The 24,564-nt window shown below is 68.3% G+C and carries 34 protein-coding genes; 15 read left to right on the top strand and 19 right to left on the bottom strand.

All coding sequences use genetic code 11. The features are described 5' to 3' along the window. Nucleotides 1–12: 12 nt before the first annotated feature. Nucleotides 13–639: an archaellin/type IV pilin N-terminal domain-containing protein gene (locus tag Hhyl6_RS07685; protein ID WP_483738626.1), complete on the bottom strand. Its 627-nt coding sequence runs from the start codon at nucleotides 637–639 to the stop codon at nucleotides 13–15. A 230-nt stretch (nucleotides 640–869) separates the two neighbouring features. On the opposite strand from Hhyl6_RS07685, the gene Hhyl6_RS07680 reads away from it, so the two are divergent. After that, nucleotides 870–1,751, top strand: coding sequence for a hypothetical protein (locus Hhyl6_RS07680; RefSeq protein WP_483738625.1), 882 nt, complete (start codon nucleotides 870–872; stop codon nucleotides 1,749–1,751). 2 nt (nucleotides 1,752–1,753) lie between these two features. Here the strand turns inward: Hhyl6_RS07680 and Hhyl6_RS07675 are convergent, their stop codons facing one another. Then, complete coding sequence (locus tag Hhyl6_RS07675; protein ID WP_483738624.1) at nucleotides 1,754–2,731, bottom strand: replication factor C small subunit; 978 nt, start codon at nucleotides 2,729–2,731, stop codon at nucleotides 1,754–1,756. A gap of 108 nt (nucleotides 2,732–2,839) precedes the next feature. Between Hhyl6_RS07675 and samp2 the strand changes: the two genes are divergently transcribed. From samp2 to Hhyl6_RS07660, 3 genes are read left to right on the top strand one after another with little or no spacing between them, the layout of a single operon-like run. Next, complete coding sequence (gene samp2, locus Hhyl6_RS07670; protein WP_483738623.1) at nucleotides 2,840–3,040, top strand: ubiquitin-like small modifier protein SAMP2; 201 nt, start codon at nucleotides 2,840–2,842, stop codon at nucleotides 3,038–3,040. A gap of 50 nt (nucleotides 3,041–3,090) precedes the next feature. After that, nucleotides 3,091–3,258, top strand: coding sequence for a hypothetical protein (locus Hhyl6_RS07665; protein WP_483738622.1), 168 nt, complete (start codon nucleotides 3,091–3,093; stop codon nucleotides 3,256–3,258). Further along, on the top strand, nucleotides 3,255–3,626 hold the full coding sequence (locus Hhyl6_RS07660; protein WP_483738621.1) for a GNAT family N-acetyltransferase: 372 nt from the start codon (nucleotides 3,255–3,257) through the stop codon (nucleotides 3,624–3,626). Before Hhyl6_RS07665 ends, Hhyl6_RS07660 begins: the two co-directional genes overlap by 4 nt. Before the next feature lie 12 nt (nucleotides 3,627–3,638). Here the strand turns inward: Hhyl6_RS07660 and Hhyl6_RS07655 are convergent, their stop codons facing one another. From Hhyl6_RS07655 to larB, 5 genes are all read right to left on the bottom strand, one after another. Then, nucleotides 3,639–4,091: a pyridoxamine 5'-phosphate oxidase family protein gene (locus tag Hhyl6_RS07655; RefSeq protein ID WP_483738620.1), complete on the bottom strand. Its 453-nt coding sequence runs from the start codon at nucleotides 4,089–4,091 to the stop codon at nucleotides 3,639–3,641. Nucleotides 4,092–4,115: 24 nt separating this feature from the next. Further along, a complete protein-coding gene (locus Hhyl6_RS07650) occupies nucleotides 4,116–5,504 on the bottom strand; it encodes a phosphoglucomutase/phosphomannomutase family protein (RefSeq protein ID WP_483738619.1) in 1,389 nt (462 codons plus the stop codon). A 43-nt stretch (nucleotides 5,505–5,547) separates the two neighbouring features. Further along, nucleotides 5,548–5,835 carry a GIY-YIG nuclease family protein gene (locus Hhyl6_RS07645; RefSeq protein WP_483738618.1) on the bottom strand — a complete coding sequence of 96 codons (288 nt, stop codon included), beginning with the start codon at nucleotides 5,833–5,835 and terminating at the stop codon, nucleotides 5,548–5,550. A gap of 27 nt (nucleotides 5,836–5,862) precedes the next feature. Further along, complete coding sequence (locus Hhyl6_RS07640) at nucleotides 5,863–6,012, bottom strand: DUF7563 family protein (RefSeq protein WP_483738617.1); 150 nt, start codon at nucleotides 6,010–6,012, stop codon at nucleotides 5,863–5,865. 105 nt (nucleotides 6,013–6,117) lie between these two features. After that, a complete protein-coding gene (gene larB, locus Hhyl6_RS07635; protein WP_483738616.1) occupies nucleotides 6,118–6,891 on the bottom strand; it encodes a nickel pincer cofactor biosynthesis protein LarB in 774 nt (257 codons plus the stop codon). A gap of 254 nt (nucleotides 6,892–7,145) precedes the next feature. Here larB and Hhyl6_RS07630 point away from each other — a divergent pair, with 254 nt between their 5' ends. Then, the gene (locus tag Hhyl6_RS07630; RefSeq protein WP_220617743.1) at nucleotides 7,146–7,313 is read left to right on the top strand and encodes a DUF1931 domain-containing protein; all 168 of its coding nucleotides are present in this window, start codon (nucleotides 7,146–7,148) and stop codon (nucleotides 7,311–7,313) included. 55 nt (nucleotides 7,314–7,368) lie between these two features. On the opposite strand, the gene rpiA is transcribed toward Hhyl6_RS07630, so the two are convergent. After that, on the bottom strand, nucleotides 7,369–8,049 hold the full coding sequence (rpiA, locus tag Hhyl6_RS07625; RefSeq protein ID WP_483738615.1) for a ribose-5-phosphate isomerase RpiA: 681 nt from the start codon (nucleotides 8,047–8,049) through the stop codon (nucleotides 7,369–7,371). 59 nt (nucleotides 8,050–8,108) lie between these two features. Here rpiA and Hhyl6_RS07620 point away from each other — a divergent pair, with 59 nt between their 5' ends. Then, nucleotides 8,109–8,279, top strand: a complete 171-nt coding sequence (locus tag Hhyl6_RS07620; protein ID WP_483738614.1) for a hypothetical protein — start codon at nucleotides 8,109–8,111, stop codon at nucleotides 8,277–8,279. A gap of 53 nt (nucleotides 8,280–8,332) precedes the next feature. Beyond that, nucleotides 8,333–9,652, top strand: a complete 1,320-nt coding sequence (glmM, locus tag Hhyl6_RS07615) for a phosphoglucosamine mutase (protein ID WP_483738613.1) — start codon at nucleotides 8,333–8,335, stop codon at nucleotides 9,650–9,652. A gap of 84 nt (nucleotides 9,653–9,736) precedes the next feature. Here the strand turns inward: glmM and Hhyl6_RS07610 are convergent, their stop codons facing one another. From Hhyl6_RS07610 to Hhyl6_RS07600, 3 genes are all read right to left on the bottom strand, one after another. Next, entirely contained in the window at nucleotides 9,737–9,895 is a 159-nt protein-coding gene (locus tag Hhyl6_RS07610; RefSeq protein WP_044952319.1) for a DUF7563 family protein, read from the bottom strand. Nucleotides 9,896–9,982: 87 nt separating this feature from the next. Further along, a complete protein-coding gene (locus Hhyl6_RS07605) occupies nucleotides 9,983–10,561 on the bottom strand; it encodes a DUF7090 family protein (RefSeq protein ID WP_483738612.1) in 579 nt (192 codons plus the stop codon). 231 nt (nucleotides 10,562–10,792) lie between these two features. Next, complete coding sequence (locus tag Hhyl6_RS07600) at nucleotides 10,793–11,236, bottom strand: DUF2391 family protein (protein WP_483738611.1); 444 nt, start codon at nucleotides 11,234–11,236, stop codon at nucleotides 10,793–10,795. A gap of 90 nt (nucleotides 11,237–11,326) precedes the next feature. On the opposite strand from Hhyl6_RS07600, the gene Hhyl6_RS07595 reads away from it, so the two are divergent. Both Hhyl6_RS07595 and Hhyl6_RS07590 read left to right on the top strand, forming a co-directional pair. After that, entirely contained in the window at nucleotides 11,327–12,007 is a 681-nt protein-coding gene (locus Hhyl6_RS07595) for a class I SAM-dependent methyltransferase (protein ID WP_483738610.1), read from the top strand. 64 nt (nucleotides 12,008–12,071) lie between these two features. Beyond that, the gene (locus tag Hhyl6_RS07590) at nucleotides 12,072–13,070 is read left to right on the top strand and encodes an AI-2E family transporter (RefSeq protein WP_483738609.1); all 999 of its coding nucleotides are present in this window, start codon (nucleotides 12,072–12,074) and stop codon (nucleotides 13,068–13,070) included. A 26-nt stretch (nucleotides 13,071–13,096) separates the two neighbouring features. Here Hhyl6_RS07590 and Hhyl6_RS07585 read toward each other — a convergent pair whose 3' ends face one another. Continuing rightward, nucleotides 13,097–13,882: a sulfurtransferase gene (locus Hhyl6_RS07585; RefSeq protein ID WP_483738608.1), complete on the bottom strand. Its 786-nt coding sequence runs from the start codon at nucleotides 13,880–13,882 to the stop codon at nucleotides 13,097–13,099. A gap of 267 nt (nucleotides 13,883–14,149) precedes the next feature. On the opposite strand from Hhyl6_RS07585, the gene Hhyl6_RS07580 reads away from it, so the two are divergent. From Hhyl6_RS07580 to Hhyl6_RS07565, 4 genes are all read left to right on the top strand, one after another. Then, nucleotides 14,150–15,004 (top strand): sulfurtransferase, encoded by an 855-nt coding sequence (locus Hhyl6_RS07580; protein ID WP_483738607.1) that lies wholly within the window; start codon nucleotides 14,150–14,152, stop codon nucleotides 15,002–15,004. 173 nt (nucleotides 15,005–15,177) lie between these two features. After that, nucleotides 15,178–15,492, top strand: coding sequence for a WNWW family protein (locus Hhyl6_RS07575; RefSeq protein WP_483739682.1), 315 nt, complete (start codon nucleotides 15,178–15,180; stop codon nucleotides 15,490–15,492). A gap of 326 nt (nucleotides 15,493–15,818) precedes the next feature. Then, on the top strand, nucleotides 15,819–16,502 hold the full coding sequence (locus Hhyl6_RS07570) for an SOUL family heme-binding protein (RefSeq protein WP_483738606.1): 684 nt from the start codon (nucleotides 15,819–15,821) through the stop codon (nucleotides 16,500–16,502). A 25-nt stretch (nucleotides 16,503–16,527) separates the two neighbouring features. Continuing rightward, a complete protein-coding gene (locus Hhyl6_RS07565; RefSeq protein ID WP_483738605.1) occupies nucleotides 16,528–17,760 on the top strand; it encodes an MBL fold metallo-hydrolase in 1,233 nt (410 codons plus the stop codon). A gap of 18 nt (nucleotides 17,761–17,778) precedes the next feature. Here Hhyl6_RS07565 and Hhyl6_RS07560 read toward each other — a convergent pair whose 3' ends face one another. The 3 genes from Hhyl6_RS07560 to Hhyl6_RS07550 form a co-directional block, all read right to left on the bottom strand. After that, nucleotides 17,779–17,940: a ribbon-helix-helix protein, CopG family gene (locus tag Hhyl6_RS07560; protein WP_483738604.1), complete on the bottom strand. Its 162-nt coding sequence runs from the start codon at nucleotides 17,938–17,940 to the stop codon at nucleotides 17,779–17,781. 105 nt (nucleotides 17,941–18,045) lie between these two features. Continuing rightward, nucleotides 18,046–19,437 carry a sugar porter family MFS transporter gene (locus tag Hhyl6_RS07555; protein ID WP_483738603.1) on the bottom strand — a complete coding sequence of 464 codons (1,392 nt, stop codon included), beginning with the start codon at nucleotides 19,435–19,437 and terminating at the stop codon, nucleotides 18,046–18,048. Nucleotides 19,438–19,636: 199 nt separating this feature from the next. Continuing rightward, a complete protein-coding gene (locus tag Hhyl6_RS07550; protein WP_483738602.1) occupies nucleotides 19,637–20,167 on the bottom strand; it encodes a hypothetical protein in 531 nt (176 codons plus the stop codon). A 75-nt stretch (nucleotides 20,168–20,242) separates the two neighbouring features. On the opposite strand from Hhyl6_RS07550, the gene Hhyl6_RS07545 reads away from it, so the two are divergent. Then, the gene (locus Hhyl6_RS07545; RefSeq protein ID WP_483738601.1) at nucleotides 20,243–20,545 is read left to right on the top strand and encodes a cupin domain-containing protein; all 303 of its coding nucleotides are present in this window, start codon (nucleotides 20,243–20,245) and stop codon (nucleotides 20,543–20,545) included. On the opposite strand, the gene Hhyl6_RS07540 is transcribed toward Hhyl6_RS07545, so the two are convergent. The 3 genes from Hhyl6_RS07540 to Hhyl6_RS07530 form a co-directional block, all read right to left on the bottom strand. After that, a complete protein-coding gene (locus tag Hhyl6_RS07540; protein ID WP_483738600.1) occupies nucleotides 20,542–21,627 on the bottom strand; it encodes a hemolysin family protein in 1,086 nt (361 codons plus the stop codon). The genes Hhyl6_RS07545 and Hhyl6_RS07540 overlap by 4 nt on opposite strands. A gap of 73 nt (nucleotides 21,628–21,700) precedes the next feature. Continuing rightward, the gene (locus tag Hhyl6_RS07535) at nucleotides 21,701–22,489 is read right to left on the bottom strand and encodes a VOC family protein (RefSeq protein WP_483738599.1); all 789 of its coding nucleotides are present in this window, start codon (nucleotides 22,487–22,489) and stop codon (nucleotides 21,701–21,703) included. Nucleotides 22,490–22,570: 81 nt separating this feature from the next. Next, on the bottom strand, nucleotides 22,571–23,506 hold the full coding sequence (locus Hhyl6_RS07530) for an oxidoreductase (RefSeq protein ID WP_483738598.1): 936 nt from the start codon (nucleotides 23,504–23,506) through the stop codon (nucleotides 22,571–22,573). An 82-nt stretch (nucleotides 23,507–23,588) separates the two neighbouring features. Here Hhyl6_RS07530 and Hhyl6_RS07525 point away from each other — a divergent pair, with 82 nt between their 5' ends. Continuing rightward, nucleotides 23,589–23,837: a glutaredoxin family protein gene (locus Hhyl6_RS07525; protein WP_483738597.1), complete on the top strand. Its 249-nt coding sequence runs from the start codon at nucleotides 23,589–23,591 to the stop codon at nucleotides 23,835–23,837. Here the strand turns inward: Hhyl6_RS07525 and thiE are convergent, their stop codons facing one another. Continuing rightward, nucleotides 23,838–24,482 carry a thiamine phosphate synthase gene (thiE, locus tag Hhyl6_RS07520; protein ID WP_483738596.1) on the bottom strand — a complete coding sequence of 215 codons (645 nt, stop codon included), beginning with the start codon at nucleotides 24,480–24,482 and terminating at the stop codon, nucleotides 23,838–23,840. Between the last annotated feature and the right edge of the window lie 82 nt (nucleotides 24,483–24,564).

The following is a 24,564-nucleotide window of genomic DNA, read 5'->3' as shown; positions in this document are numbered from 1 at the left end:
TCCGAAGGGGGGCTACACCGCCACCGCCGAACTGCCCGAGAGGGTCTCCGGGACGACGATTCGCTCGACGGTGGTCCCGCCGGAGGTAGTCGTGATACGGACCGTCGCCGTCTCGCCCTCGTCGAGCTCCTCACCGAACGGCGTGGTGTCACCGCCGAGGTTACCGTTCCCGAGGTCCAGCGAGATAGTGAAGCGGTCCTCCGTCGAGTCGAGCACCGGCGACGACGCGGGGTTGTCGTCGTCTTGGACGACGGAGACGCCGAACCGGCCGTCGGGGTTCCCCGAGGCCCCGTTCTCGGCCAGTTGGTAGTACGACCCGCTCGGCCCGACCCACTGGACCGTCGCCTGTCCCAGGTCGACGTTGCCCGCGCCGGGTGCCACCTTCACCGTGATGTTCACCACGCCGACGTCGTCGTTCTTGAAGTGGCTCCCGGTCGCACTGACGACCACCACCCGGTTGGTCGTCGAGTCGCTCGCCCCCTGTCCGGTCGCCTCCGCGGAGGTCTGGAGGTAGCCGGAGGTGTTGATGAGGACGCCGGCGGCGATGGCCGCGACCAGCACCATCGCGATGAACACGATGAGCGTACCGATGCCGACCTGTCCGCGGTCGCCGCGGCGTCGATTGGTCGTCCTGCGCATTCCAGTTGTTGATAGATAAGTGACCTCTCCCGTATAAACCTGCGTGAGAAATTATCGCGGGTGAAAACGATGGATTCGCCGTTCTGGCAAGGTGGGGGGTCTCGGAGCGCGGTTGGCCGCGCCTTCCGGTCGGTAATCCCGTCGAAACTTCTGGTGGGGAGCGCTAAGGCGACGGTAGTGTGTGACGCCGCCGCATAACTAATCGCCCACCGGTCGTGCTGGCACCGACGATGGATAGACGCACTCTGACCAAGGGCTTGCTCTCGCTCACGGGACTGGCCCTGTTCGGCGAGGCCAGCGCACAGCAGCGGCGACGGACGCTCCGCATCGAGAACACCGTGAACCGCCGGAACGTCGTCGAGGTGCGCGTCTCCGGCGACGTGCGACTCGGCGAGGGCACCGAAGACGCAGACAGCGCCGAGGACGGACGCATCCGCTCGGTGCTCACCGACCGCGAGGCGGCCGACACGTTCGAATTCACCGGGCAGATTCGACGCATCCGCTGGAGCGAGGCCGAACCGCGAATCTACGTCGACGGGCGTCGCATCGACCCGAGCGACTACGACGACGATGACGACGATGACGACGAGTTTCAGGAGATGCGCATCTACAACACCGTCGACGAGCGAAACGTCGTCGAGGTGCGCGTCTCCGGCGACGCCCGGAAGGGCGACAGGGCCGACAGCGACGACGTGGCTCGCTCCGGGTTCATCCGGGCGATTCTGAGCGACGAGGCGTCGGTCGACTCCTTCGAGTTCACCGGACGCATCACCGACGTCCGGTGGTCCCGGCGGCGGCCCGACGTCGTGGTCGACGGGCGGACGGTCGACCTCGACCGGTTCGACGACGATGACGACGATGACGACGACGAGCGGGAGAGTTACGTCCGGGTTACCGGCCCGCGCCGCGGCTCAGTTCGGGTGTTCGTCCGCGTGACGGGCCGAATATCGGCGGTCTTCGGCGACGACGACAACCCGTCGGACCGGGTCGCGGACGTCCGCGTCGGCGGGTCGTCCTCGAACCGGGTCCGCGAGTTCCGCTACTCCGGCCGCATCGTTCAACTCGCCACGGGCGAGGGCGACGTGGCGATAGATATCCAACAGCGGGACTAGCCCTACTGTCCCTTCGCGAGGGAGGCCAGCATCGCCTCCAACTGGACGCGCTCGTTTGCGCCCTGCGTGATGCGGTAGTCCGTCTCGCCGACGCGTTCGAGGATGCGGACCGCCGCCTCGTCGTCGACGTCGAACTCCCAGACCGACCGGTGCAACTGGTCGATGACGTCGCCGCCGGCGATGCCCTCCTCGGTGAGCAGTCGGTCCAGCGTCGCGCGGGCGGCCGTGAAGTCACCGTCGAGTGCGGACTGGACCATGTCGTGAATCTCCTCGGGGCGGGCCGTCGAGGTGATGGCGTACACCGCCGACTCGTCGACCACGTCGCCGCTGACCGAGGCGGCCTGCAGGCCGTTGATGGCCTTGCGCATGTCGCCGGCGGCGGCGTAGACCAGCGCGTCGACGCCGTCGTCGGTCAGTTCGATGTCCTCCTCGCTCGCGATGTGGCGAATCTCGGCCTCGACGGCGTCGTCCGACAGCGGCGAGAACCGGAAGACGGCACACCGTGACTGGATGGGGTCGATAATCTGACTGGAGTAGTTACACGAGAGGATGAAGCGGACGTTGTTCGAGAACTGCTCCATCGTCCGGCGCAGGGCGGACTGGGCGTCGCTGGTCAGCGCGTCGGCCTCGTCCAGGAAGATGATGCGGTACTCGTGGCCGCCGAAACTGGTCCGCGCGAAGTTCTTGATGCGGTCCCGGACCACGTCGATACCCCGCTCGTCGGAGGCGTTCAGTTCGAGGAAGTGCTCGCGCCAGTCCTCCCCGTACAGTTCGCGGGCGATGGCCGTCGCACAGGTGGTCTTGCCGGTGCCCGCCGGCCCCGAGAACAGCATGTGCGAGAGGTCGTTCCGCCGGACGTAGCTCTGTAGCCGGCCCACGATGTCCTCGTGGCCCATCACGTCGTCTAACGACTCCGGGCGGTACTTCTCTATCCACACCTCTTCGCGTCCCGCCCGCGACTCGGACTCGGCCTCACTCATGGTCGTGGGGAGGCGCGGGCTAGCCTTAAACGCCCCGCTCGCAGTGTTCGTCGTCGCTGTTCGTCGCTAGCCGACACACTCAAGCCGTCCATCCCGATACACACGCCTATGGACGTCACCGTCGAGGTGGCCGGCGAGGACACCCACGAACTCAGCGTCGCCGAAGACGCCACCTACGCCGACCTGCTGAAGCCGCTGGACCTCTCGCCGCACGCGGTGTCGGTGCTGGTCGACGACCGGACGGTCCCGACGAACCAACCGGTCGAGGCCGACCACGTGCGCGTGGTCAGACTCATCAAGGGCGGCTGAGTCGGCCGGCGGAACCGACCGTTTTTGCCCGTCGAGCGCCTTCCGAGCGTATGCTTATCGAGGAGAGCGGCTTCTCGCACCCCAACGTCGGCCCCGGTCCGGACCCGGTGTCGCTGTCGGCACTCGCCGCCGACCCGGAGGTGACGACCGGCGAGGCGTCCGACCGGCCCGGCGTCGACGACCCGTTGGCGGCTATCGACGGGGCCCGCCGCCGATGACGGTCGTCCGCGACGCCATCGCCGATGAGGTACCCGACGTGTTGAACGTCCTCGACGGCGCGGCCCTCGAAACCGACGTCGAGGCGGTCCGGGCGGGTATCGACGGCGACGGCGTTCTCGTGGCCGTCTCCGAGGACGGCGAGCGGGTGCTGGGGGCACTCGTCCTCGACGGCGAGCGTATCGCGGCCGTCGCGGTCCGTCGCCGCCGTCGCGGACAGGGCATCGGGACGGCGCTCGTCGGGGCCGCCGCCGACCGACGGGCGCGACTGACGGCGACGTTCGACGCCGACGTGAAACAGTTCTACGAGGGACTCGGGTTCGCCGTCGAACCGGCGGACGAGGCCGGCCGCTGGTGTGGCGAGCGCTGACGCCCGTCGCCCTCAGTCCTTCCGGCCCGCGAGTTCCTCGATTCGCAACTCGTAGAGGGTCAACTCCATCTCGTCCAGCGCTTCGTCGAACACCCGGATGGGCGCGAACCGGTCGTTGATGCTGACGGCGTCGTAGGCCGGGTCGTCCGCCGGGACTTCCCGCACGGGGCCGCGGGCGACGACGCTCCAGCCGTACTGTTCGTCGGGGTCCTCGACCGGCTCGGCGTCGTAGACGACGTACGTCGCGGTGTCGGTCGTCTCGATGTAGGCGGCCTTTCTGCTGTCGGGGGTCTCGCCCAATCGGAAGTACAACACCCCGTCCTCGTAGTGGTGAAACACGGGGATTGCGTAGGCGTCGCCGTCGTCGGCCAGCGAGAGGACGCCGTCCGTGGCGTCGCGCAGTTTGCTCTCGACTTCGGCTTCGGACATCCCCTCTGTGTAGGCGAACTCGACGTCGGGGTCCATACCGGAGAGACGCGCGCCGGCGGGTTAAACAAGTGGGGCGACGAGGTCACGTCCCGCCGACAGCAGTTCGTCGACCCGGGCCTCGCTCCCCGCTTCGGCGTAGACGCGCAGTTTCGGTTCCGTCCCCGACGGCCGGACCAGCACCCACGTCCCGTCGGCCAGCCGTATCTTGAACCCGTCGACGGTGTTGACGCCGGCGACGCTCTCGCCGGCCACCGAGTTGGGGAGTTCGTCCTCCAGCGCGTCCAGCACCGGCTCTTTCCGGTCGTCCGGGCAGTCGACGCTGACCCGTCCCTGATGAATCTCGCCGTGTTCGTCGAGCAAGCGGTCGAGGCGGGCGTCCAGCGACTCTTCGGACTCGGCCGCGGCCGCCACCAGCGCCAGCAACACGCCGTCCTTGTTGCGGAGGTGGTCGGTGAGGCCGAACCCACCAGACTCCTCGCCGCCCATCAGCGCGTCGTGGTCGGCCATCGCCTGTGCGACCCACTTGAACCCCACCGCCGTCTCGTGGACGGACTGGCCGTGGGCCTCGGCCACCCGGTCGACGATGCTGGAGGTGGAGACGGTTCGGACCACGTCGCCGGACCGCGACTCCAGCAGGTAGTCGTACAGCGCCGCGAAGAAGAGGTTCGCGTCCAGATACCCCCGCTCGGGCGTCACGATGCCGATGCGGTCGGCGTCGCCGTCGTTGACGACGCCGAGGGCGGCCTCGCCCTCGCGCACGCGGGCGACCAGTTCCTCGACGTTCTCTGCGGCCGGTTCGGGCGACCCGCCGCCGAACTCGGGGTCCTGCTCGACCCGCAGGGCGGTCACGTTCGCGCCGGCCCGTTCGAGGAGCGCGTCGGTGACACCCCGACCGCTCCCGTGCATCGCGTCGTAGGCCACCGAGAGCCCCGAGAGGTCGGCGTCGACGTAGTCGATTGCGTGCTCGGCGTAGTCGGCGACGAGGTCGTCCTCGGTGACCGACCCCCACTCGTCCTCGGGGAGGGGGTCCGGGTCGCCGAGGTTCTCGACGATGCCCTCGGTCACGTCCGGGAGCGCCGGGGCACCCGACCCGGGGACGAACTTCACGCCGTTGTACTCCGGCGGGTTGTGGCTGGCCGTAATCTGGAGCGCCCCCGCGAGGCCGCGCTCTGTGACCGTCCACGCGACGACGGGAGTGGGCGTGTCACGCTCCGGGACCAGTACGTCGAACCCGTTGGCACACAGGACGCGGGCCAGTTCCTCGGCGAACCCGCGCGACGTCTCGCGGGCGTCGTAGCCGACGGCCACCGTCCCGGACGCCCCCTGCTCCCGTAGCGCCGTCGCGACGCCCTGCCCGACCATCCGCACGCGCGGTGCGGTGAACTCGTCTAACGTCGCTCGCCACCCGTCGGTCCCGAACGCTATCGCCGCGGCGTCGTCGTCGTCCATGTCGGCACCCTCTCGGTGAGCGGTGAAAAAATCTCGCGTCGCCTCACGCGTCGAACGCCGTCTCGGCGTCCGAGGATTCGACGAGAGACTCCTTCTCGGCCCGGGAGAGCTGTTTAATCTCGTACTCGCGGCTCATGGCCGCCGACCTCGACTCGAACTCCTCGACGTGGACGAGTTCCACTGGCGTCCGGCCACGGGTGTACTTCGCCCCGTCGCCGGCGTCGTGTTCGCGCACCCGGCGCTCGACGTCCGTCGTGTAGCCGGTGTAAAAGCTTCCGTCACTACACCGCAGCACGTAGGCGTAGTGAACAGGGCTCCGCGTGGTGGTCATCGCACGATGCGGGCGGCCCAGTGGGCCTCAAACTCTGTGGGCGCGCTCTCTCGATACCTCGGCGATGCCAGCGTTCGCCGAGCAGTTCGGGCAGGCCCTGATGTGTCCGCGCTCGTCAGCGAACACACGGGCGAACTGGTCTGAGACGTGCGCGCCGCAATGGTCACATTCAGGCATCGTGTTCGTCGGCGACACCACCGCCGACGTAGGTTCAGAGGGGTCCCGGAGGGATATTCGTTTACCCAAATGTATGGGTATTCTCCCCCAGATACGGGTCGGTCGCTACCCATCGTCGGCCCGGGCGTCGGCGACCTGTCTGGCGATGAGGCCCGCCTGCGCGCCCGCGGTGAAGCCCGCGTCGATGTTGACCACCGAGAGGGAGGTGCAGGACTGAATCATGCCCGAGAGCGCCGCCTCGCCCTCGCCGTCGTGGCCGTAGCCAGTCGAGACGGGGAGGCCGATGACCGGCGTGTCGACGAGGCCGGCGACGACGGTGGGGAGTGCGCCCTCGCGGCCGGCGGCGACGACCAGTACGTCTTGGTCGCGCAGGCGGTCCACGGCGTCGATGGTCCGGGCGATGCTCGCGACGCCCACGTCGGAGATGCGGGTGACCGTCGCCCCCATCTCGGCGACTAGCATCGCCGCTTCGCCGGCGGGCACCGCGTCGGAGGTGCCGGCGGTGACGACGCCGACGGCGGCGTCCAACTCGGGGCGCTCGAAGTCGGGAGCCGTCGCCACGAGCCAGTTCGACCGCTCGGACCACCGGACCGTGGCGTCGGGTTCTTCGGTCGCCAGTTCCCGCCGGACGGCGGCGGCCGCCGGCGGGTCGATTCGGGTGACGATGGCTCTGCCGGTCGTCTCGACGGCCGTCGCCGCGAGGTCGGCTATCTCCGCGGGGGTCTTGCCGTCGCCCAGCACCGCCTCGGGGACCCCCGAACGACTCTCTCTGGCCGCGTCGAACCGGCCGGCGCCGCTGGTGGCGTACCCGGCGAGTTCCGCTTCCGCCTCGGCGGGGCTCACCTCTCCCGCCGCGACCGCGTCGAGTAGGTCTCGCATAGCCTCCGTTCGGGGGGCCGACTACTCCTATCCGTCGGTCTTGGCCGACCGCGCGCGAGCGCCGGAGCGTCGTCGCTGGACGTATCTGGAGCCAATTTCCGCCCGCGAGGGGGCTTTCGACCCTGATATGTCCGATTCGGGGGCTATTTATATAGGGGGAGACGGCCAAAAACGTCTCAAACCCCCGTGAATACCGGCGAGAGCCATATCATTGGGGAAAGTATATAAGCTACCCCTGCGGATGGCACGATTGTATGGCAGACCTAATCGTCAAAGCCGCTGTGAAGGAAGAGCTCGATGACATGAACGTTGCCTCGGACTTCTACGACGCCCTCGACGCCGAGGTCGAGGAGCTGCTCGCCGACGCAGCCCGCCGAGCCGAGGAGAACGACCGCAAGACCGTTCAGCCGCGCGACCTGTAAGGTCGTCTCCGAGCACACCCTTTCTTTGGCGCTTCGCCGGGTAGCGACAGCGCCGCTACGGCTCTCTGACCGTGACGCCGTCCTCGCTCCCGACGTAGACGGCGTCGGCCATGCCGACGAACAGGCCGTGTTCGACGACGCCCGGGAGCGCCGCGAGGTCCGCCGCCAGCGACGCCGGGTCGCCCATCTCGCCGAACGCGCAGTCCAGCACGAGGTTGCCGTTGTCGGTGACGACTGGGCCGTCCTTCCGTTCGGCCCGCCGCAGGTCGGGGTCGCCGCCGAGGTCTCGGACAGACGCTGCGACGGTGCTCCGGGCCGCGGGCAGGATTTCCAGCGGCACGGGGTACGAGAGCGTCTCGGCCTCTTTCGTCGGGTCCGCGACGACGAGGAAGCGGTCGGCGCTGGCGTCGACTATCTTCTCGCGGGCGTGGGCCGCGCCGCCGCCCTTCACGAGGTCGCCGCCGGCCACCTCGTCGGCCCCGTCGATGGCGAGGTCGACCGACACCTCGTCCAAGTCGGCGAGCGGAATCCCCGCTTCGCGGGCGAGTTCGCGGGACTGGAAGGAGGTGGGGACGCCGACCACGTCCAGTCCGGCGTCGACGTCTCGCCCGATAGCCCGGATGGCGTGGGCCGCGGTGCTCCCGGTCCCGAGACCGACCACCATCCCGTCCTCGACTGTCTCGGCCGCCGCCTCGCCGGCCGCGCGCTTCGCCGCGTCGGAGCCGCCCTGTTTCATGCCCGGAGATGCCGCGGACGCGGACAAAACGTTTGTTGCTCGGGGCGCTCCACTCGGACATGGAGTGTACGTACTGCGGCAGTCCGGTCGAGGACCACGACCCACTGTACCTCTCGACGGAGCCGGGTTCGGAGCCGACGGCGCAGTTCTGTAACTACGGTTGTCTGTCGGCCCACATCGACGAGACGGGGCTGACGACCGGGACGGCCTGTGAGTGGTCGCCGGAATAACTGTCAGTTCCCGTGGCGACACCCTTTTTCCGCCTCCACTCGCGGACCCGAGTATGACACTATTCGGGACGAGTGGCATTCGCGGGCCGGTCGGCGAGACGGTGACTGCGGAGCTAGCGCTCTCGGTCGGGCGGGCGCTGGGCGTCGACAGCGACCGCGTGGTCGTCGGACGGGACCCGCGCGAGAGCGGCGAGTTCCTCCAGTCGGCGCTCGTCGCGGGTCTGCGCGAGAGCGGCACGGACGTCGTGGACGTCGGCCTCGCCGCGACGCCGACGGTCGGCCGGGCCGTCGGGTGGCGCGACGCCGACGCCGGCGTCTCCATCACCGCGAGCCACAACCCCGCCGAGGACAACGGCATCAAACTCTGGCAACCCTCCGGGCAGGCGTTCGACGCCGAGCGACGCGAGACTATCGAGGACCGCATCGCCGAGGGCGCGTTCGACCCGGCCGACTGGGACGGCGTGGGCCGCCTGGAATCGTGGGAGACGGGCGCTCGCACCCGCCACGCCGAGGCCGTCCGGTCGGAACTGGGCCACGAGACACTCGACAGCCACGTTCTCGTGGACGTGGGCAACGGTGCCGGCGGCGTCACCGTTGAGGTCCTGCAGGCGATGGGGTGTCACGTCGAGACGCTGAACGGCCAACCCGACGGCGCGTTCCCCGGCCGGCCGAGCGAACCGACGCCCGAGAACTGCCAGTCGCTCGCGACGCTCGTGGCAGAGTCGGACGCCGAGGTCGGTATCGCCCACGACGGGGACGCGGACCGGATGCGCGCGGTGGCCGCCGACGGCACCTATCTCTCGGGCGACGTCCTGCTGGCTCTCTTCGCGCGGGACGCCGCCAGCCCCGGCGAACGGGTCGCCGTCCCGGTGGACACGAGTCTCGCCGTCGCGGACCACCTCGCGGAAATCGACGTAGACGTGGAGTACACGCCGGTCGGCGACGTCTACGTCGCGGAGGCCGCCAGCGAGGCGGGCGTCGCCTTCGGCGGGGAACCCAGCGGCGCGTGGATATGGCCCGACCGGACGCTGTGTCCCGACGGCCCGCTCGCGGCCTGTACCGCCGTCGCGCTGGCCGCCGACCGACCGCTCGCCGACCGGGCCGCGGACGTGCCGAGTTACCCCATCCGCCGGGACAACGTCGAGGTGACCGAGAAGGGTGCCGTGATGGACCGGGTCCGAGAGCGGGTCTTGGACGAGTTCGACGACGTGACCACGCTCGACGGCGTGCGCGTCGACCTCGGCGACGCGTGGTTCCTCCTCCGCGCGAGCGGCACCCAACCGCTGATTCGCGTCACCGCCGAGGCCCGCGACGCCGACCGGGCCGACGCGGTGCTGACGACGGCGCGGGACCTGCTTGCCGACGCTCGCTGAGACTGTCGGCACTGGTCGCCGGCCGAGAACGCCCGGGCAGAAGGCCCCGGGGGAGAGAGAGCGTGCTGTTCGACCCCAGTTCGATTACCCGCGCCGCGTGGACCGGGCCTCGCGGACGTCGGCCCCGTCACGAATCTTGTCTTCACACTGCGGACAGACCCGCGGTTTCTCGACCCCGTTCGGCGTGAAGACACGCGCGTAGTCGGCCGTTACAAAATTACCGCAGTTCTGGCATTCCGGCATACAGGTGCGAATGACGGACTATATCGTCTTAATTGTTGGTGCTTTGGTAGGAATTGTCACACCCGAGGACTGGGGGTCCACCGGCGTTCAGAACTCGCTGGTGACCGCGTCGTCCTCGCCGAGTTCGACGACGCCGTCGAACAGCGCCCGGAAGTCGTCGACGGTGTCCGCGTCGTGGACGCCCTTCGCGAGGTGGAACATCCCGACGGCGTCGTACTCCTCGAGCAGTTCGAGGATGTCCTCGACGGCCGCCGTCGCCTGTTCCTCGTCGGCGTAGTAGATGAGTTCGGTCAGCGAGTCGAAACTCACGCGCAGTTTCCCCTCGTGGTCCTGCAGGAACGCCTCCGTCTCGGCGACGATGCCCTCCAAGTCGTCGGGGGCGGAGGCGTAGCGGACGTTCTCGGACTGTCGGCGAGTGTACCCTCGCTCGACCGAGAGCGTGTCGAGGATGGTCGCGCTGTCCTCGTCGACTTCGTAGTACTCCAGTTTCTGCTTGACCTCACGGGCGGTGGTCCGCGTCGAGATGACCAGCATCGCGTCCGTGTCGGTCGAGAGGAAGTCGGTGTCGAGTCGGTCCGTCGCTCCGGTGCTCGGGTGCAGGAGGAGGATGCCCGTCCCGCCCTCGACGGTGTCTGGCGTGTTGTCGATGGCCAGCGTATACTCCATGTACCCGAAAGAGCGAGGCGACAGTCATTAAGCCTGCGGGTCTCGCCAGTGGATGGTCGTCGAGTGGGAACTGGGAGTAGGGGTGAGTGAGACGGCCACGACGTTCCCGGACGCTCGATTGCCGGGGCTCGCCTCGCGTGCGTACTTCGTCCGCCTTCCCGGTGTGGGCAGGGGCTCTCTGGTCGTTCGGTCCAGTCTCGCTTTCGCGTCCGGGTTCCCGAAATTCGGCACCTAGAACACGCTGTCGGCGGTAGCGGCCCCGACGACGCTGAAGATGGCGCCGACCGTCGTCGCCTTCAGCGTCGTCACGGCGACTGTCGTGGTCGTCGGGTCCGGCAGGATGCCGCCCTCCACGAGGAAGGCGTCGGGGGCGGTGAAAACCAGCGCGAGGACCGCCACCGACCCGAAGGCGACGAGCATCAGCGAGACGAACCGGACGGGGACGCCGGCGACTTCGGCCTCCCGTTCGACGTCGCGGTCCGCGTCGGCCTTGTAGAGGGCCCCGTAGCCGATGGCGAAGACGATGGCGGCCACCAGCGCCGCGTGGTACGTCGTCATGTTCGCGGCCAGCACCCACACCTCCTCGGTGACCACGAAGGGGCCGGCCAGCAGGAACCCGCCGACCACCTGCTGGGCGGTGTCGGCGATACGGTACCGGCGGCGACGGCGGCGCATACCCCTCTCTGGACGGCCCGGCCGGATAACGTTCTCGGAGTCGGCGGCCGAGTCGAAGGGTGTTTGGCCCGGACGCCCCCACGGGTGGGCATGAGCGTCAGCGACGAGTTCGACGACTGGGCGGCCCGCGGGAAGGACCGCGGGATGGAGGACCGCCACTGGCACACCGCGAAGCACGTCTTGGCCCGGATGCCCGTTGAGGCGGGCGACACCGTCCTCGACTTGGGGTGTGGGAGCGGCTACGCCGGCCGCGCCCTCAAGGAGACGAAAGACGCCGGGCGGGCCTACGGCATCGACGCCTCGCCCGCGATGGCCGAGAACGCCCGGTCGTACACCGACGACCCGGACGTGGGCTACCTCGTCGGCGACTTCGAACACCTCCCGTTCGAGTCCGACAGCGTCGACCACTGCTTCTCGATGGAGGCGTTCTACTACGCGAGCGACCCCCACGCCGTCCTCGACGAGGTGGCCCGCGTCCTCCGGCCCGGGGGGACCTTCCACTGTGCCGTGAACTACTACGAGGAGAACACTCACTCCCACGCGTGGGACGAGTTGGTGGACGTGCCGATGACCCGCTGGGACGCCGCCGAGTACCGTACCGCCTTCCGCGAGGCGGGCCTCGCCGTCGCCGTGCAGGACAACGTCCCGGACCGAGACATCGAGATTCCGCCAGCCAGCGAGTTCCCCACCGAGGACTGGGCGAGTCGGGAGGCCATGGTCGAACGGTACCGCGAGTTCGGGACGCTCGTCACCGTCGGCGTCGCCCCCTGACAGGTCGTTTCGTTCAGCTGTCAGCTGCGGGAACGTTTTTGTCGGCCGATACGAAAGCTACGCCGTGGTTACTCGCCAGCGGACGTACGTGCTCGCGGGCTTACTCGTCGGGTTGGCCCTCCTGACGACGGTGCTGTTGTCGAGCGTGCTGACCACCGTCTTCTTCGCGATAACCGTCGCCTACGTCCTGTTCCCGCTGTCGGATTGGTTCGTCGGCCACGGCCTCTCGAAGCGACTCGCGGCGGCGGTGACGACGGGTATCGCCTTCGTCGCCGGGTCGCTCGTCGCCGTCCCGCCGGCCGCGGTGCTGTACCGCCGCCGCCGGGACCTGTTCGAGTTCTTCCAGCGACTCCCCGACAGCGTCACCCTCGTCGTCGGCGACTTCCGGTATCCGATAAACATCGAGGCGACGCTGGCCGCTCTCAGCGAGAGTCTGCGAGGGGTCGCCGTCGCCATCGCCAGCGAGACGCCCATCATCGCGCTGAAAGTCGTCCTCTTCACCATCCTGCTGTACGCGATGCTCTGGCGGCCCAGCGCGCCGGGGCGGGTGTTGTACCGGACGATACCGGCCCCCTACCACGACGTCGTCACTCGCTTCCACGAACGCCTGCGCGGGACGCTGTACGCAATCTACGTCCTCCAGGCGGCGACGGCGTTCGGGACGTTCCTGATGGCGTGGGCCGTCTTCGCGGTGCTGGGCTACGACAGCGCGTTCTCGCTGGCCGTCGTCGCCGGCATCCTGCAGTTCGTCCCCGTCGTCGGGCCGAGCGTCGTCGTCGTCGCTATCGCCGCCGCGGACCTCGTGACCGGCGACGCCGTGGGTGCGCTGTTGGTGACCGTGCTGGGGTTGGTCCTCGTGGGCTTCCTCCCCGACGCGGTCATCCGGCCGCGACTCGCTCGCTACACGACGGGGATGCCCGCCAGCCTCTACTTCGTCGGGTTCACCGGCGGGGTGCTGTCGCTGGGGCTGGTGGGGTTCATCGCGGGGCCGGTGGTCGTCGCACTGCTGGTCGAGGCGGCGAACCTCCTCGCCGAGGAGCGCGGGCCGAACAACGCAGTGTGACGCCCGCGTCGGTTCTCCGAGTCGATTTACTCGGCCTCGCCAGTCTCCATCGGTCGGTCCTCGGCCTCCCACTCTGTGAGGCTCCCCTCGTAGAAGTCCACGTCCTCGAACCCGAGATGGCGGAGGACGACGTAGGTGTGACTGATTCGCCGGGCGGTGTTGCAGTAGAGGACGATTCGCTTCTCGGGGACGACGCCGACCGACTCCAGTACCGAGAGCGCCTCCTCGCGGGGGAGGAGGCCGCGCGTCTCGTCGTCGACGAGGTCCCGCCAGTCCAGCAGGACGGCACCGGGGATGTGGCCCTCGACGTACTCCTCGTCCTCGCGGGTGTCGACGAGGACGGCGTCGGGGTCGTCGCTCGCGGCGGCCACCTCGTCGGGGCCGACCAGGGGCGACGACTCGGGCGGGTCGACGGCGTACTCGGTGGGTTCTACGTCGGGCGCCTCGCTCGTCGTCTCGCGTTCGAGTTGCCAACTGGAGAAGTCCCCGTCGAGCAGGTGTAGCCTCTCGGGGTCGTGGCCCAGCAGTTCCGCGGTGACCAGAAACCGCGCCGCGAAGACGCCGTGGTGGTCGTCGTAGGCGACTACCTCGGTGTCGCCGGCGACGCCGGCCTCCGAGAGCAGGGCCGACCACTCGTCCTCGCTGGGGAGCATCCCCGCCTCGCCCTCGTCGCTTCGGAACCGGTCGAACGGGACGCTCACGGCGCCCGGCAGGTGGCCGAGACCGTCGTACTCCCACGCGTCGCGCACGTCCACGATGCGGATGTCCTCGCGGTGGTCGGCGACCCACTCCGCGGAGACGATGTCTGTCATTGCCCGCCCGTACCCACTCGCGCCGCTTGAAGACTCTCATCGGGGCCGGTCGAAGGTTCTGGCAACTGTTGCCTGTTGTGTCGCGGCGGGGTCCCGTAGTCCGGCCGAACCCGCGCGCTGTCCCTCGCTCCGGTGGCTAGGAGTGCGTCTCGTTCACAAGCGCCGCTCGTGTGATAGGGGCAACATATGCCGTCAGGGGGGAGGAGTGGCCGTACATGCCGCCACTCGTGGTAATATATGTGTGGTAGACGAAGGGTCGGTCGCACAATGACTGATTACGCCAACGACGTGCTCGTCTCGGCCGACTGGGTCAGCGAGCATCTGGACGAGTTCCAGAGCGACGACCCCGCCCACCGTCTCGTAGAGGTGGACGTGGACACAGAACTGTACGAGGAGAGCCACATCCCCGGCGCCATCGGCTTCAACTGGGAGACGGACCTGCAGGACCAGACCACCCGGGACATCCTCTCGAAGGAGGACTTCGAGGACCTGCTCGGTTCCCACGGCATCAGCGAGGACTCCACCGTCGTCCTGTACGGTGACAACTCCAACTGGTTCGCCGCCTACACCTACTGGCAGTTCAAGTACTACGGCCACGACGACGTCAAACTGCTGGACGGCGGCCGCGAGTACTGGGTCGAGAACGACTACGAACTCACCGACGAAGTGCCCGAGTTCTCCGCCGTCGACTACGAGGCCTCCGGCCCGCGCGAGTCCATCCGCGCCTACCGCGAGGACGTCGAGAACGCCATCGAGCGCGACGTCCCCCTCGTCGACGTCCGCTCGCCCGAGGAGTTCTCCGGCGAGATTCTCGCACCCCCGGGACTGCAGGAGACGGCCCAGCGCGGCGGCCACATCCCCGGCGCCCGCAACATCTCGTGGGCGGCCGTGACCAACGACGACGGCACGTTCAAGAGCTACGACGAACTCGAAGAACTCTACGGCGAGGAGGGCATCGACGGCGAGTCCACGACCGTCGCCTACTGCCGCATCGGCGAGCGCTCCTCCGTCGCGTGGTTCGCGCTCCACGAACTGCTCGGTTACGAGGACACCATCAACTACGACGGCTCCTGGACCGAGTGGGGCAACCTCGTCGGCGCGCCCATCGAGAAGGGCAACTGAGGCGTCTCGACGTCGCCGATTTCTTCGCGTGCCGTTCGCTGAGTGACGTCTCCCTTCGGGACGACGGCCGACGTGAGGGCCGCAGCGAGGCCACCGACCGGGGTCGGCCGAGGCCCCGTGGCCACTCGCACTCTCAGTCCCTTCAGCGCACAGGCTCACGTATCCAGCCGTGGATTCAAGAGCACGGCCACCAACGACACCGTGTGGACCGACAGGAACTCGAAACGGCGCTGCGCGAGACGTTCGACGCCGAGGCCGACCTCGTCGCCGTCGTCGCCCGACAGGCGCGTGACCTCGCCGACGCGGGCCAGTTCGACGCGGACTTCGACGGCGAACTGACCGTCGACACCGTCGTCGAGAACCTACAGGACGCCCCCGAGGACTACTCGCTCGTCGAGCGGTGGAACTGGTGGCTCGGCGCGCTCGACCTCTCACACGGCGGCTACGCCCGGTTCAGCGTCCGACCGGACGTCGACACGCGCTCGTAGCCGACGCTCGGAGACGTGGAAAAACGGGGACCGTAACGCCAGTCAGAATACGCTGATTCCGTGTGCCTCTCGTGCGTGTTCGAGGAGGTCCTCCGTCGTCTCGAACTCCTCACCGCAGCTGCACGTGTGGTACATCGTCGGTGTCTGCTGGCGTGTCGCCATGACAAGTGTACCTTATCCCCCAATCCTAATAATTGTTTATGTGCTATTGGTAGCGTCCCACAATATCCGTGGTAACAAGGGACACATACCGCAAGACGGCGGCGCCGTAGTGTGATACTGTTACTCCGACTATATTTTTGTCTTCGCGGCGCGTCTCTGCGCGTATGGGCGCACGAACCCGCACGCTCCTCGCGACGGTCGCCGCCGGCGTCACGCTCTGGGTCGGTTGGGGGTTGTATGTAAACCGGACGACAGAACGCGTCCCGTTCGAGACGCTCGACGAGTTCGACGGGGTCGAGATACGGCGCTACCCGCAGACGGTGCTCGTCGAGACGACGGCTCCCACGGCCGGTGCGGCGTTCCGCCGCCTGTTCCGGTACCTCTCCGGGGAGAACGAGGCGAGCGAGAGCGTCGAGATGACCGCGCCCGTGGCGACGGACGGCGCGGCGGTCGGGACGCCCGCTCCGGTCCGGACCGGGGTCGACGTCTCGATGACGGCGCCGGTCCGCACCGACGACGTCGAGGCCGAGAGTGACGTGACGATGGCGTTCTACCTCCCCGAGGCGTACACGCCGGGGACGGCCCCGATGCCGACGGACCCCGCGGTCCGCCTCGTCGTCGACCCGCCGCGGACGGTCGCAGTCCGCCGGTTCGGGTGGTACGCCACCGAGGGTCGGGTCGCCCGCGAGCGCGACGCACTGCTGTCGACGCTCGCCGACCGCGGCGTCGAGACGCGAGGTGACCCGGTCGTCCTCCAGTACAACGACCCGTGGGCGCCGCCGTTCATGCGTCGGAACGAAGTCGAGGTCGGCGTGGTCGCCGACGAGGACTGGACCGACGAACACTAACCGTCGAGGGCCCTACTCGCGGCCGATGGAGGTCCAGTTCCTCGGCGGGGCCGACGAGATAGGTCGGAGCGCCGTCCTCGTGGACGACAGTCTCTTGCTCGACTACGGGATGGCGAGCGAGTCGCCGCCGCAGTACCCGGTCGGAGACGTGGACCCCGACGCCGTCGTCGTGAGCCACGGGCACCTCGACCACGCGGGCGCGGTCCCGGCGTTGATGTCCAGCGGCGACCTGCCGCCGGTCCACTGGACGCCACCGACCCGCGATTTGGCGACGACGCTCGCCGAGGACACGCTCAAACTTCACGGGTCGACGCCACGCTGTCCGTTCACCGATACCGACGTGCGCCGACTCACACAGGCCTCGGTGACCCACGGCTACGGCGAGTCCTTCGAGGCCGCCGGCTACGAGGTGACGCTGTACAACGCCGGACACATCCCCGGGAGCGCGCACGTCCTCGTGGACGACGGGGACTCGCGGTTGCTCTACACCGGCGACTTCCACACCGGCGACCAGCGACTCGTCGCTCCCTCCACCGCGCGTCCCGAGGCCGACGCCGTAATCTGCGAGTCGACGTACTCCGACGTGCGTCACGAGGCCCGCGAGACGGTCGAGAAGCGCTTCGTCGAGAGCGTCCAGCAGACGGTCTGGCAGGGCGGCACCGTCGTCGTCCCCGCGTTCGCCATCGGCCGCACGCAGGAGGCGATGCTGGTCTGTGCCGCCCACGACGTGGACTGTTACGTCGACGGGATGGGCCAGCGGGTGACGACGCAACTGAAACGCCACCCCGAGTTCCTGCGGGACGCCGACGCGCTCGCCGGTGCAACCTCTTCCGCCCGGTTCGTCGACGGCCGGGACGGTCAACGGAAGCGCATCGCGAAGCAGAACACCGTCATCATCACGACGAGCGGGATGCTCTCGGGCGGCCCGGCGATGACCTACGTCCCCGCCATCCGCCAGCATCCGACGAACAAGGTGGCGCTGACGGGGTATCAGGTCGAGGGGACGCCCGGCCGCGAACTCCTAGAGACCGGCAGTGCCGAACTCGACGGGCGCGTGATGCCGGTCAGCGCGCAGGTGGAACTCCACCAGTTCTCGGCCCACGCCGACCGGGACGGACTGCTCGACTTCCTCGATAGCTACCGGGAGACGCCGGTCCTCGTCAACCACGGCGACCGGACGGAAGCCTTCGCGGAGGAGTTGCGTGCCGACGGCTTCACGGCCGGCGCGCCCGAACTCGGCGAGACGGTCGAGGTCTGACTGTCGACGACGCTCCTCTCACTCCTCATCGCGCGTCTTCAGCCACTCGTCCAGCAGGTCGCGGATTGCGGCGTCGCGGTTGTCGCGGTGGTCCGCGAACGCCTTCTCGTCGACCGCTTCGAGCAACGCCTCGTCCAGTTCGAGTTCGACCTCTTCGAGGTCGAGGAACGTCTCGTTCATCGGGTTCGAACCAAGCGGTCGGCGGATAAATACTCTCGTCAGACGGATGTCCTGCGTTCGTGTGACACGAGCCGTCTGACGGTCGAATCCGGCCCGGCCGAGGTGTCAGTCCGCGGCCTCTGCCGAGGTGCCGACGTTCTCGCGGAGGTCCGCCTCGATGGCCTCCAGCGAGCGCCCCTTCGTCTCGGGGACGAGTCGGTAGGTGAACAGCAGTGCGACCAGACTGCAGGCGCCGAACAGCCAGAACGTGTAGGGCTTCCCGACGCCCGCGGTCAGCATCGGGAAGGTCAGCGAGACGAGCAGGTTCGCGCCCCAGTTGGCGACGGTGACGGTCCCCATCGCGCTCCCGCGGACCGCGAGTGGGTAGATTTCGGAGATGAGGAGCCAGAACACCGGCCCGAGGCCGATGGCGAAGAACGCCACGAACAGCATCAGACTCGCCGTGGCTATCCAACCGAGTGCGCCGCCGAACCCGGGGAGGTAGAACACTGTCCCGAGGGCGGCGAGCGTGACGACCATCCCGCCGATGCCGACCTGCAGGAGGAGGCGGCGACCGACGCGGTCGATGAGCGCGATGGCGACGACGGTCATGACGACGTTGATGACGCCGATGCCCACCGTCGCGAGGATGGACGTGGTGCTCCCGAACCCGGTCGATTCGAGGATGGTCGGCGCGTAGTAGATGACCGCGTTGATGCCGGTAATCTGCTGGAAGACGGCCAGTCCGAGGCCGACGACCAGCGCTGGGCGGAGCCACGGCTCGAGCAGTTCTCGGACGCCGGTGCCGGACTGCTTCTCGACGGTTTCGGCTATCTCGTCGAGTTCGTCCTCGACGTCGCCCTGTCGGGTCCGCTGGAGGACGGCCTCGGCCTCGTCTTCCCGTCCGTGTTCGAACAGCCAGCGGGGGCTCTCGGGCATCTTGAGCATCCCCACGGCGAGGACGACGGCCGGAATCATGCCCGTGCCGAGCATCCAGCGCCACGCGCCGGCGTCGGCGAAGGCGTAGTTGACGAAGTACGACGCCAGAATCCCGACGGTGACCATCAGTTGGTTCAGCGAGGTGAGCGCCCCGCGGATGCGCGGCGGCGCGATTTCGGAGATGTACAGCGGACCGACGATGGAGGCGAAGCCGATAGCCACGCCGTCTATCAGTCGGCCTGCGACCAGCACCGGTACCGACGGCGCGACGGCCATCGTCAGCGACCCGACGAAGAACACCGCCGCGCCGAGGAGTATCAGTCGACGACGACCCAATCTGTCCGCCAGTTTCCCGCCGACGGCGGCACCCAGCGCCGCGCCGGCCATCGCCCCGCTCATGACGATGCCTTCGACCAGCGGCGACATCGCGAAGGTGTCGTTGATGTAGAGGAACGCCCCCGAGATGATGCCGGTGTCGAAGCCGAACAGGAGGCCGTTCAGCGCGGCCAACGCCGACGTGAGGTAGATGAACCGGTCCCCATCGCCGCGCAGGACGCGCCGGATGTCAGCTGTGGACATTGGTGTGCAATTTCCACGTACTTGGATGTCCGGTATGAATCGTTCGGAGTTATCACTCATGGTTAATAACTTACAAGCGCTGCAGTACTGCGGTTTTGGATAGAACCTATCTATGTAGTGAGTGCTACGGGGGCCTGAATGGTACGGGTAGTCGTGCCGGAGAGCGAGTGGTCGGGTCGGAGTGCCAGCGGTCCGGCGCTCAGTGGAGCGTCCCTTCGCGCTCGGCCACGTCGTACGCGAACAGGGCGTACCCGACCTCGTCGGTGGCGTGCCCCGTCTCGTCGGCGATGGCACGAATCGGGTCGAGCATCGTCACGTAGTCGGCGGCGTCGAACGTCTCCTTTCGCCCCTCCAGATACCCCAGTCGCTCCAGCGAGGCCCAGACGCGGGTGTCGACGACGGCGTGCCGGTCGGGGTCGAGTGCTGTCAACACGGCCGACGCCGTCGGGGCCTTGAACCCCGAGAGGCCGGAGAGGAGCTGAATCTTCGAGAAGTCCCCCTCGACGGCGCGGACGTTGCGCGTCACCTCCCGACAGCGCTCTGCCGGGTTCCGCTCGACGTGGTAGGCGCTCCGCGTCGAACTGGCGTAGGCGACGTCGTACAACTGGTCGCGGGTGAGATACCCCTGCTCGCGGTAGGTCGCGCCTATCTCGTCCAGCCAGTCGGGGTCCAGCCCTTGGGTCTGGTCGTACTCGCGAAGCGACGACTCGACGAGCGTCTGCAGGTCCATACCGGAGGTTCGGCCGGCGTGCTGTTGAGCGTTCGGCCCCGAAACGCACTCTTGGGCCGCGGGCGAAGGGCGGCCATGGAGCGCGCCCACCTCGACTTCGACCGTCACTTCGAGGTCGTCATGGAGACTGCGGAGGCACAGGCCGCCGAGATGACCGTCGACCCCGGCCGGAGCGTCGGCGGCCCGGAGAACTACCACGCCGACAGCGACCAGTGGCTGTTCGTGGTGTCTGGCACTGGTCTCGTCACCGTCGACGGGGCGACGGAGCGGGTCGCCGCCGGCGATTTGGTCCGCATCGAAGCGGGCGAGCGCCACGGCATCGAGAACGACGGCGACGCGCCACTGGAGACGTTCAACGTCTACACGCCGCCGCGTTAGGCGACGCCGGCCTGTTCGTCCATCGGGTCGCGGATGTCTCCGACCACCGCTTCGAGCGCGTCGGTGACGGTCAGCATCCCGAGCACCTCGCCGTCCTCGATGACCAGCGCGAGTTCCTGACTCTCCGCCTGAAACCGGTCGATGGCGTCGCTGACGTTGGTGTTCGCGGTCATCGTCATCGGCGGGGCCGCGACGGCTTCGAGGTCGACGCCGTCGAGCAGGGTGCCGTCGAGCGGTTCCTCGCCCTGTTCGCGGACGAGTTCGGGGACGTAGACGATGCCGAGGAACTCGTCGAGGGACTCGCCCACCAGCGGATACCGGGTGTGTGGCGTCTCGGCGACGCGTCGGGCGTTCTCGGCTTCGCTATCGGCCGTCGACAGCGCCACGACGTCTTCGACCGGGACCATCACGTCCCGGACCTGTTGGTCGCCGGCGTGCAGGGCCGCCAGCACCTCCTCGCGGCGCTCTTCGGAGAGGTTGCCCTCGTCGAGCACCGAGCCGAGTTTGTTCCGGAGGTCCGCTCGGGACTCGATGACGTCCTCCTCGGTTTCGAGCCACGCGCCGGTCATCTCGATGCCGAACAGTCTCAGCGTCCACTTCGCGACGGCGTCCCCGAGAGTGATGAGCGGCGAGATGAGCCAGTTGAACCAGTACAGCGGGGTCGCGCCGTAGCGACAGACGAACTGCGCCCGTTCGACGCCCAGATACGTCGGCGTCTGCTCGCCGTGGGTCAGGTGGACGAGGTTGATGATGAGGAAGGCGATGAGTGCGCCGAGGCCGATGCCGGCCAGTCGCGACCCGGCGAACACCGGTTCGAACAGCGCGGCGAGTGCCGGTTCGGCGACGATACCGACGGCGATGGAGGAGGCGGTGATGCCGACCTGACAGGTGGTGAGATAAATCTCGAGGTCGTTGGTCATCTCCCACGCTCGCTCCAAGGCAGCGTTGCCGCCGCTCACGAACTCGTCCTCGGTGAACTGCCGGGCCCGCGTCAGCGCGAACTCGATGGCGACGAAGAAGCCGTTGGCGAGGATGAGGCCGAGGCCAGCCAGCAGTCTGACCGCTATCTCGACGGGTTGCATTGCCCGTCGGTTCTCTCTCGCTCCGGGAAAAAGTACTGTTCGCGGCCGATGGGACGGAACCTGTCGGGACCGGTCAGAACGGGAACAGCGAGTCGGCCTCGGGGTCCCGCTCCAGCAGCTCTATCTCGTGGCCGTCGGGGTCCTTGGTGAACGCGTACAGGTCGTCACAGGACTCGGGGTCGCGGTAGTCCTCGGCCTCGCGGGTCATGAGTTGGTCCCAGTCGTCGTGTAGGTCGTCGAGTCGGACGCAGAGGTGGCCCCACCCGTCGCCCATCTCGTAGGAGCGGCCGTCGTAGTTGTAGGTGAGTTCGACGGACATCTCCTCGGGGGCGGCGTCGGTCGGTTCGACGAAGTAGTTCGCGAAGGTGTCGGCCTCCCAGCGGCCCACCTCGTCGTAGCCGAACTTGCGGGTCCAGAACCCCAGCGCTTCGTCGGCGTCCTCGACGCGAATCATGGTGTGATCGAGGCTCCACGTCGCGCCGTGGTCGCGCTGGACGATTTCGACCTCATGGCCGTCGGGGTCTTTGACGAACGCGTAGCGCCCGCCGCAGGACTCGGGGTCGCGGTAGTCCTCCACGCCCTCCTCCATCAGTTGCTCGTAGTACGCTTCGAGTTCGCCCTCGGGCACCCGGACCGCGATGTGGCCCCACGCGTCACCGATTTCGGGCGTCTCGCCCTCGTTGTGGGTAATCTCCAGCATCGCGCCGTCCTCGTGCATGTCCTCCGGCCCGAGGTAGACGATGGTGAACCCGTCGCCCTCGTGGCGGTCCTTCTCCTCGTAGTCGAGGTGTGTCTGGTACCACTCCAGCGACTCCTCAAGGTCTGCGACGCGAATCATCGTGTGGTCGAGTGTGCCGTCCATACCTGGTCTGTGGAGTCCGGCGTAGAAAAGCACCGGGCTACTCGCCCGTGTTGCCACTACCGGTCGCCGTCGCCGGGTCGCTCACTCGCCGAAGTCGTACGTGACACCGGTCAACTCCTCGGAGGCCGTCCAGAGTCGCTCGGCGTCGGCCTCGTCGCGGGAGGCCGCGTTCGACTGCTGGAACTCGGGATGGCCCCGCATGTCCAGCAAGCCGTCGGGACCGACGTACTCGCCGCCGATGACCGCCTCGGCCGTCGCGGCGTACAGCATCGGGAGCGCCCCCTGTGCGGCCGACTGGCCGAACAGCGCGTTGGCCACTCTCATCCCGGCCATGCGGAGCGACGACCCCATCTGGCGGGGACCGCGGAACTGCAACTCGGTGTCGGCGTAGCCCGGGTGACAGGCCACGCTGCGGATATCGTCGCCGCTCTCGTCCAGTCGGCGTTCGAGTTCGTAGGCGAAGAGGAGGTTCGCCAGTTTCGAGCGACCGTAGGCCGACCACTTCCCGTAGTCCCGTTCGGACTGGAGGTCCGCGAAGTCCATCTCGCCCATCTCGTGAGCGCCGGAGGACTGCGTGACGACGCGGGCCTCGCCGTCGCTCGCCCGCAGGGCCGGGAGCAGGCGGCCGGTCAGCGCGAAGTGGCCGAGGTGGTTCACGCCCAGTTGCATCTCGAACCCGTCGGCCGTCTCCTGTCGCGGGATGGCCATCACGCCGGCGTTGTTACAGAGCACGTCGACGGCGTCGTACTCCTCGCGGACGCCCTCGGCGAACGCCGCGACGCTGTCGAGGTCGGCGAGGTCACACTCCCGGACGTCCAGTTCGCCGCTGCCGTCGACGCGGCGAATCTCCGAGGCGGCCCGCTCGCCCCGTTCGACGCTTCGACACGCCATCACGACGGTCGCGCCTTTCCGGGCGAACGCTTTCGTGCCCTCGTAGCCGAGGCCGCTGTTGGCCCCGGTCACGACCACGGTGCTGTCCGTCATCGCCGGCATGTCGTCTGCCGTCCAACCTGCCATGGGCCGTCGTTGGGGTCGAAGACACAGAAACCCCTCGGCGAAACAGATGGTCATTTGCCCGTCGAGCGGGTACGGCCGGGTGATGAGCGACGTGTCGGTCACGGTGTACACGCGCGAGAACTGCCACCTCTGCGAGGAGGCCATCGACACCATCGAACGGGTCGCCGACGACGAGGGCGTCGCGCTGGACCTCTCGCTGGTGGACGTCGACACAGACGAGGGACTGCGCGAACGGTACGGCGAGCGGGTTCCCTACGTCCTCGTCGACGGGTCGCCGGCGTTCAAGTACCGCGTCGACGAGCGGCGACTGCGCCGGAAACTGACCGCGTAGTCACCGCTCGGCCTTCCCCCGTTCGACCGCCTCGCGGAGCGCCGCCGTCGCCGCCTCGGGGTCCTCGGCCCCGGTGATGGCGGTGATGACGGCCACGCCGTCGGCCCCGACTCGGGCCACCTCGGTGGCGTTCTCGGCCGTGATGCCGCCGATGGCGACCACCGGGACGTCGACGGCGGCGGCGACGTCGGCCACTCGGTCAGTCCCGATGCCGTGTTCCTCGTCGGGGATGTCGTCTTTCGACCCGGTGGCGTACACCGCGCCGACGCCCAGATAGTCCGCGCCGGCGGCCTCGGCGGCCTCGGCGTCCGCGACGAACGAGACGGAGCGCCCGATTATCGCGTCCTCGCCGAGCAGGTCGCGCGCCGCGGTCACCGGCAGGTCGTCGTCACCCAGATGGACGCCGTCGGCGTCAAGCGCCTGCGCGAGGTCGATGCGGTCGTTGACGACGAACGGCACGCCGGCCTCGCGAGTCAGGTCCCGAAGCTCTCGCCCCATCTCGTAGCGCTCCCGGACCGTGCGGTCCTTCTCGCGCAACTGGACGACGCCGACGCCGCCCGCGATGGCTCGCTCGACTATCTCGCGGGTGGTCCGGCCCGCCGACAGCGACTCGCCGGTCACCAGATACACGTCCCAGTCGACCATAGCCCTCGGTCCGGTGGCTCGGTTCCTGTCTCTTGCGGTCTGTGCCGAAGATATTAGCCGCAGGCGCGCGTTCGTCTCAGGC

It is taken from the genome of Haloarcula sp. H-hyl6 (assembly GCF_056934455.1).
This window is presented reverse-complemented; position numbering and strand designations above follow the sequence as displayed.

Bases quoted from the DNA above. Each gene is read 5' to 3' on its own strand.
- Hhyl6_RS07525 (WP_483738597.1), top strand. From the start codon at position 23,589: ATGAGCGACGTGTCGGTCACGGTGTACACGCGCGAGAACTGCCACCTC.
- Hhyl6_RS07655 (WP_483738620.1), bottom strand. From the start codon at position 4,091: ATGGACCCCGACGTCGAGTTCGCCTACACAGAGGGGATGTCCGAAGCC.
- thiE (WP_483738596.1), bottom strand. From the start codon at position 24,482: ATGGTCGACTGGGACGTGTATCTGGTGACCGGCGAGTCGCTGTCGGCG.
- samp2 (WP_483738623.1), top strand. From the start codon at position 2,840: ATGGACGTCACCGTCGAGGTGGCCGGCGAGGACACCCACGAACTCAGC.
- Hhyl6_RS07560 (WP_483738604.1), bottom strand. From the start codon at position 17,940: ATGAACGAGACGTTCCTCGACCTCGAAGAGGTCGAACTCGAACTGGAC.
- larB (WP_483738616.1), bottom strand. From the start codon at position 6,891: ATGCGAGACCTACTCGACGCGGTCGCGGCGGGAGAGGTGAGCCCCGCC.
- rpiA (WP_483738615.1), bottom strand. From the start codon at position 8,049: ATGAAACAGGGCGGCTCCGACGCGGCGAAGCGCGCGGCCGGCGAGGCG.
- Hhyl6_RS07630 (WP_220617743.1), top strand. From the start codon at position 7,146: ATGGCAGACCTAATCGTCAAAGCCGCTGTGAAGGAAGAGCTCGATGAC.
- Hhyl6_RS07685 (WP_483738626.1), bottom strand. From the start codon at position 639: ATGCGCAGGACGACCAATCGACGCCGCGGCGACCGCGGACAGGTCGGC.
- Hhyl6_RS07540 (WP_483738600.1), bottom strand. From the start codon at position 21,627: ATGCAACCCGTCGAGATAGCGGTCAGACTGCTGGCTGGCCTCGGCCTC.
- Hhyl6_RS07620 (WP_483738614.1), top strand. From the start codon at position 8,109: ATGGAGTGTACGTACTGCGGCAGTCCGGTCGAGGACCACGACCCACTG.
- Hhyl6_RS07585 (WP_483738608.1), bottom strand. From the start codon at position 13,882: ATGACAGACATCGTCTCCGCGGAGTGGGTCGCCGACCACCGCGAGGAC.
- Hhyl6_RS07545 (WP_483738601.1), top strand. From the start codon at position 20,243: ATGGAGCGCGCCCACCTCGACTTCGACCGTCACTTCGAGGTCGTCATG.
- Hhyl6_RS07660 (WP_483738621.1), top strand. From the start codon at position 3,255: ATGACGGTCGTCCGCGACGCCATCGCCGATGAGGTACCCGACGTGTTG.
- Hhyl6_RS07555 (WP_483738603.1), bottom strand. From the start codon at position 19,437: ATGTCCACAGCTGACATCCGGCGCGTCCTGCGCGGCGATGGGGACCGG.
- glmM (WP_483738613.1), top strand. From the start codon at position 8,333: ATGACACTATTCGGGACGAGTGGCATTCGCGGGCCGGTCGGCGAGACG.
- Hhyl6_RS07645 (WP_483738618.1), bottom strand. From the start codon at position 5,835: ATGACCACCACGCGGAGCCCTGTTCACTACGCCTACGTGCTGCGGTGT.
- Hhyl6_RS07530 (WP_483738598.1), bottom strand. From the start codon at position 23,506: ATGGCAGGTTGGACGGCAGACGACATGCCGGCGATGACGGACAGCACC.
- Hhyl6_RS07605 (WP_483738612.1), bottom strand. From the start codon at position 10,561: ATGGAGTATACGCTGGCCATCGACAACACGCCAGACACCGTCGAGGGC.
- Hhyl6_RS07550 (WP_483738602.1), bottom strand. From the start codon at position 20,167: ATGGACCTGCAGACGCTCGTCGAGTCGTCGCTTCGCGAGTACGACCAG.
- Hhyl6_RS07675 (WP_483738624.1), bottom strand. From the start codon at position 2,731: ATGAGTGAGGCCGAGTCCGAGTCGCGGGCGGGACGCGAAGAGGTGTGG.
- Hhyl6_RS07640 (WP_483738617.1), bottom strand. From the start codon at position 6,012: ATGCCTGAATGTGACCATTGCGGCGCGCACGTCTCAGACCAGTTCGCC.
- Hhyl6_RS07535 (WP_483738599.1), bottom strand. From the start codon at position 22,489: ATGGACGGCACACTCGACCACACGATGATTCGCGTCGCAGACCTTGAG.
- Hhyl6_RS07650 (WP_483738619.1), bottom strand. From the start codon at position 5,504: ATGGACGACGACGACGCCGCGGCGATAGCGTTCGGGACCGACGGGTGG.
- Hhyl6_RS07600 (WP_483738611.1), bottom strand. From the start codon at position 11,236: ATGCGCCGCCGTCGCCGCCGGTACCGTATCGCCGACACCGCCCAGCAG.
- Hhyl6_RS07565 (WP_483738605.1), top strand. From the start codon at position 16,528: ATGGAGGTCCAGTTCCTCGGCGGGGCCGACGAGATAGGTCGGAGCGCC.
- Hhyl6_RS07665 (WP_483738622.1), top strand. From the start codon at position 3,091: ATGCTTATCGAGGAGAGCGGCTTCTCGCACCCCAACGTCGGCCCCGGT.
- Hhyl6_RS07610 (WP_044952319.1), bottom strand. From the start codon at position 9,895: ATGCCGGAATGCCAGAACTGCGGTAATTTTGTAACGGCCGACTACGCG.
- Hhyl6_RS07570 (WP_483738606.1), top strand. From the start codon at position 15,819: ATGGGCGCACGAACCCGCACGCTCCTCGCGACGGTCGCCGCCGGCGTC.
- Hhyl6_RS07595 (WP_483738610.1), top strand. From the start codon at position 11,327: ATGAGCGTCAGCGACGAGTTCGACGACTGGGCGGCCCGCGGGAAGGAC.
- Hhyl6_RS07580 (WP_483738607.1), top strand. From the start codon at position 14,150: ATGACTGATTACGCCAACGACGTGCTCGTCTCGGCCGACTGGGTCAGC.
- Hhyl6_RS07680 (WP_483738625.1), top strand. From the start codon at position 870: ATGGATAGACGCACTCTGACCAAGGGCTTGCTCTCGCTCACGGGACTG.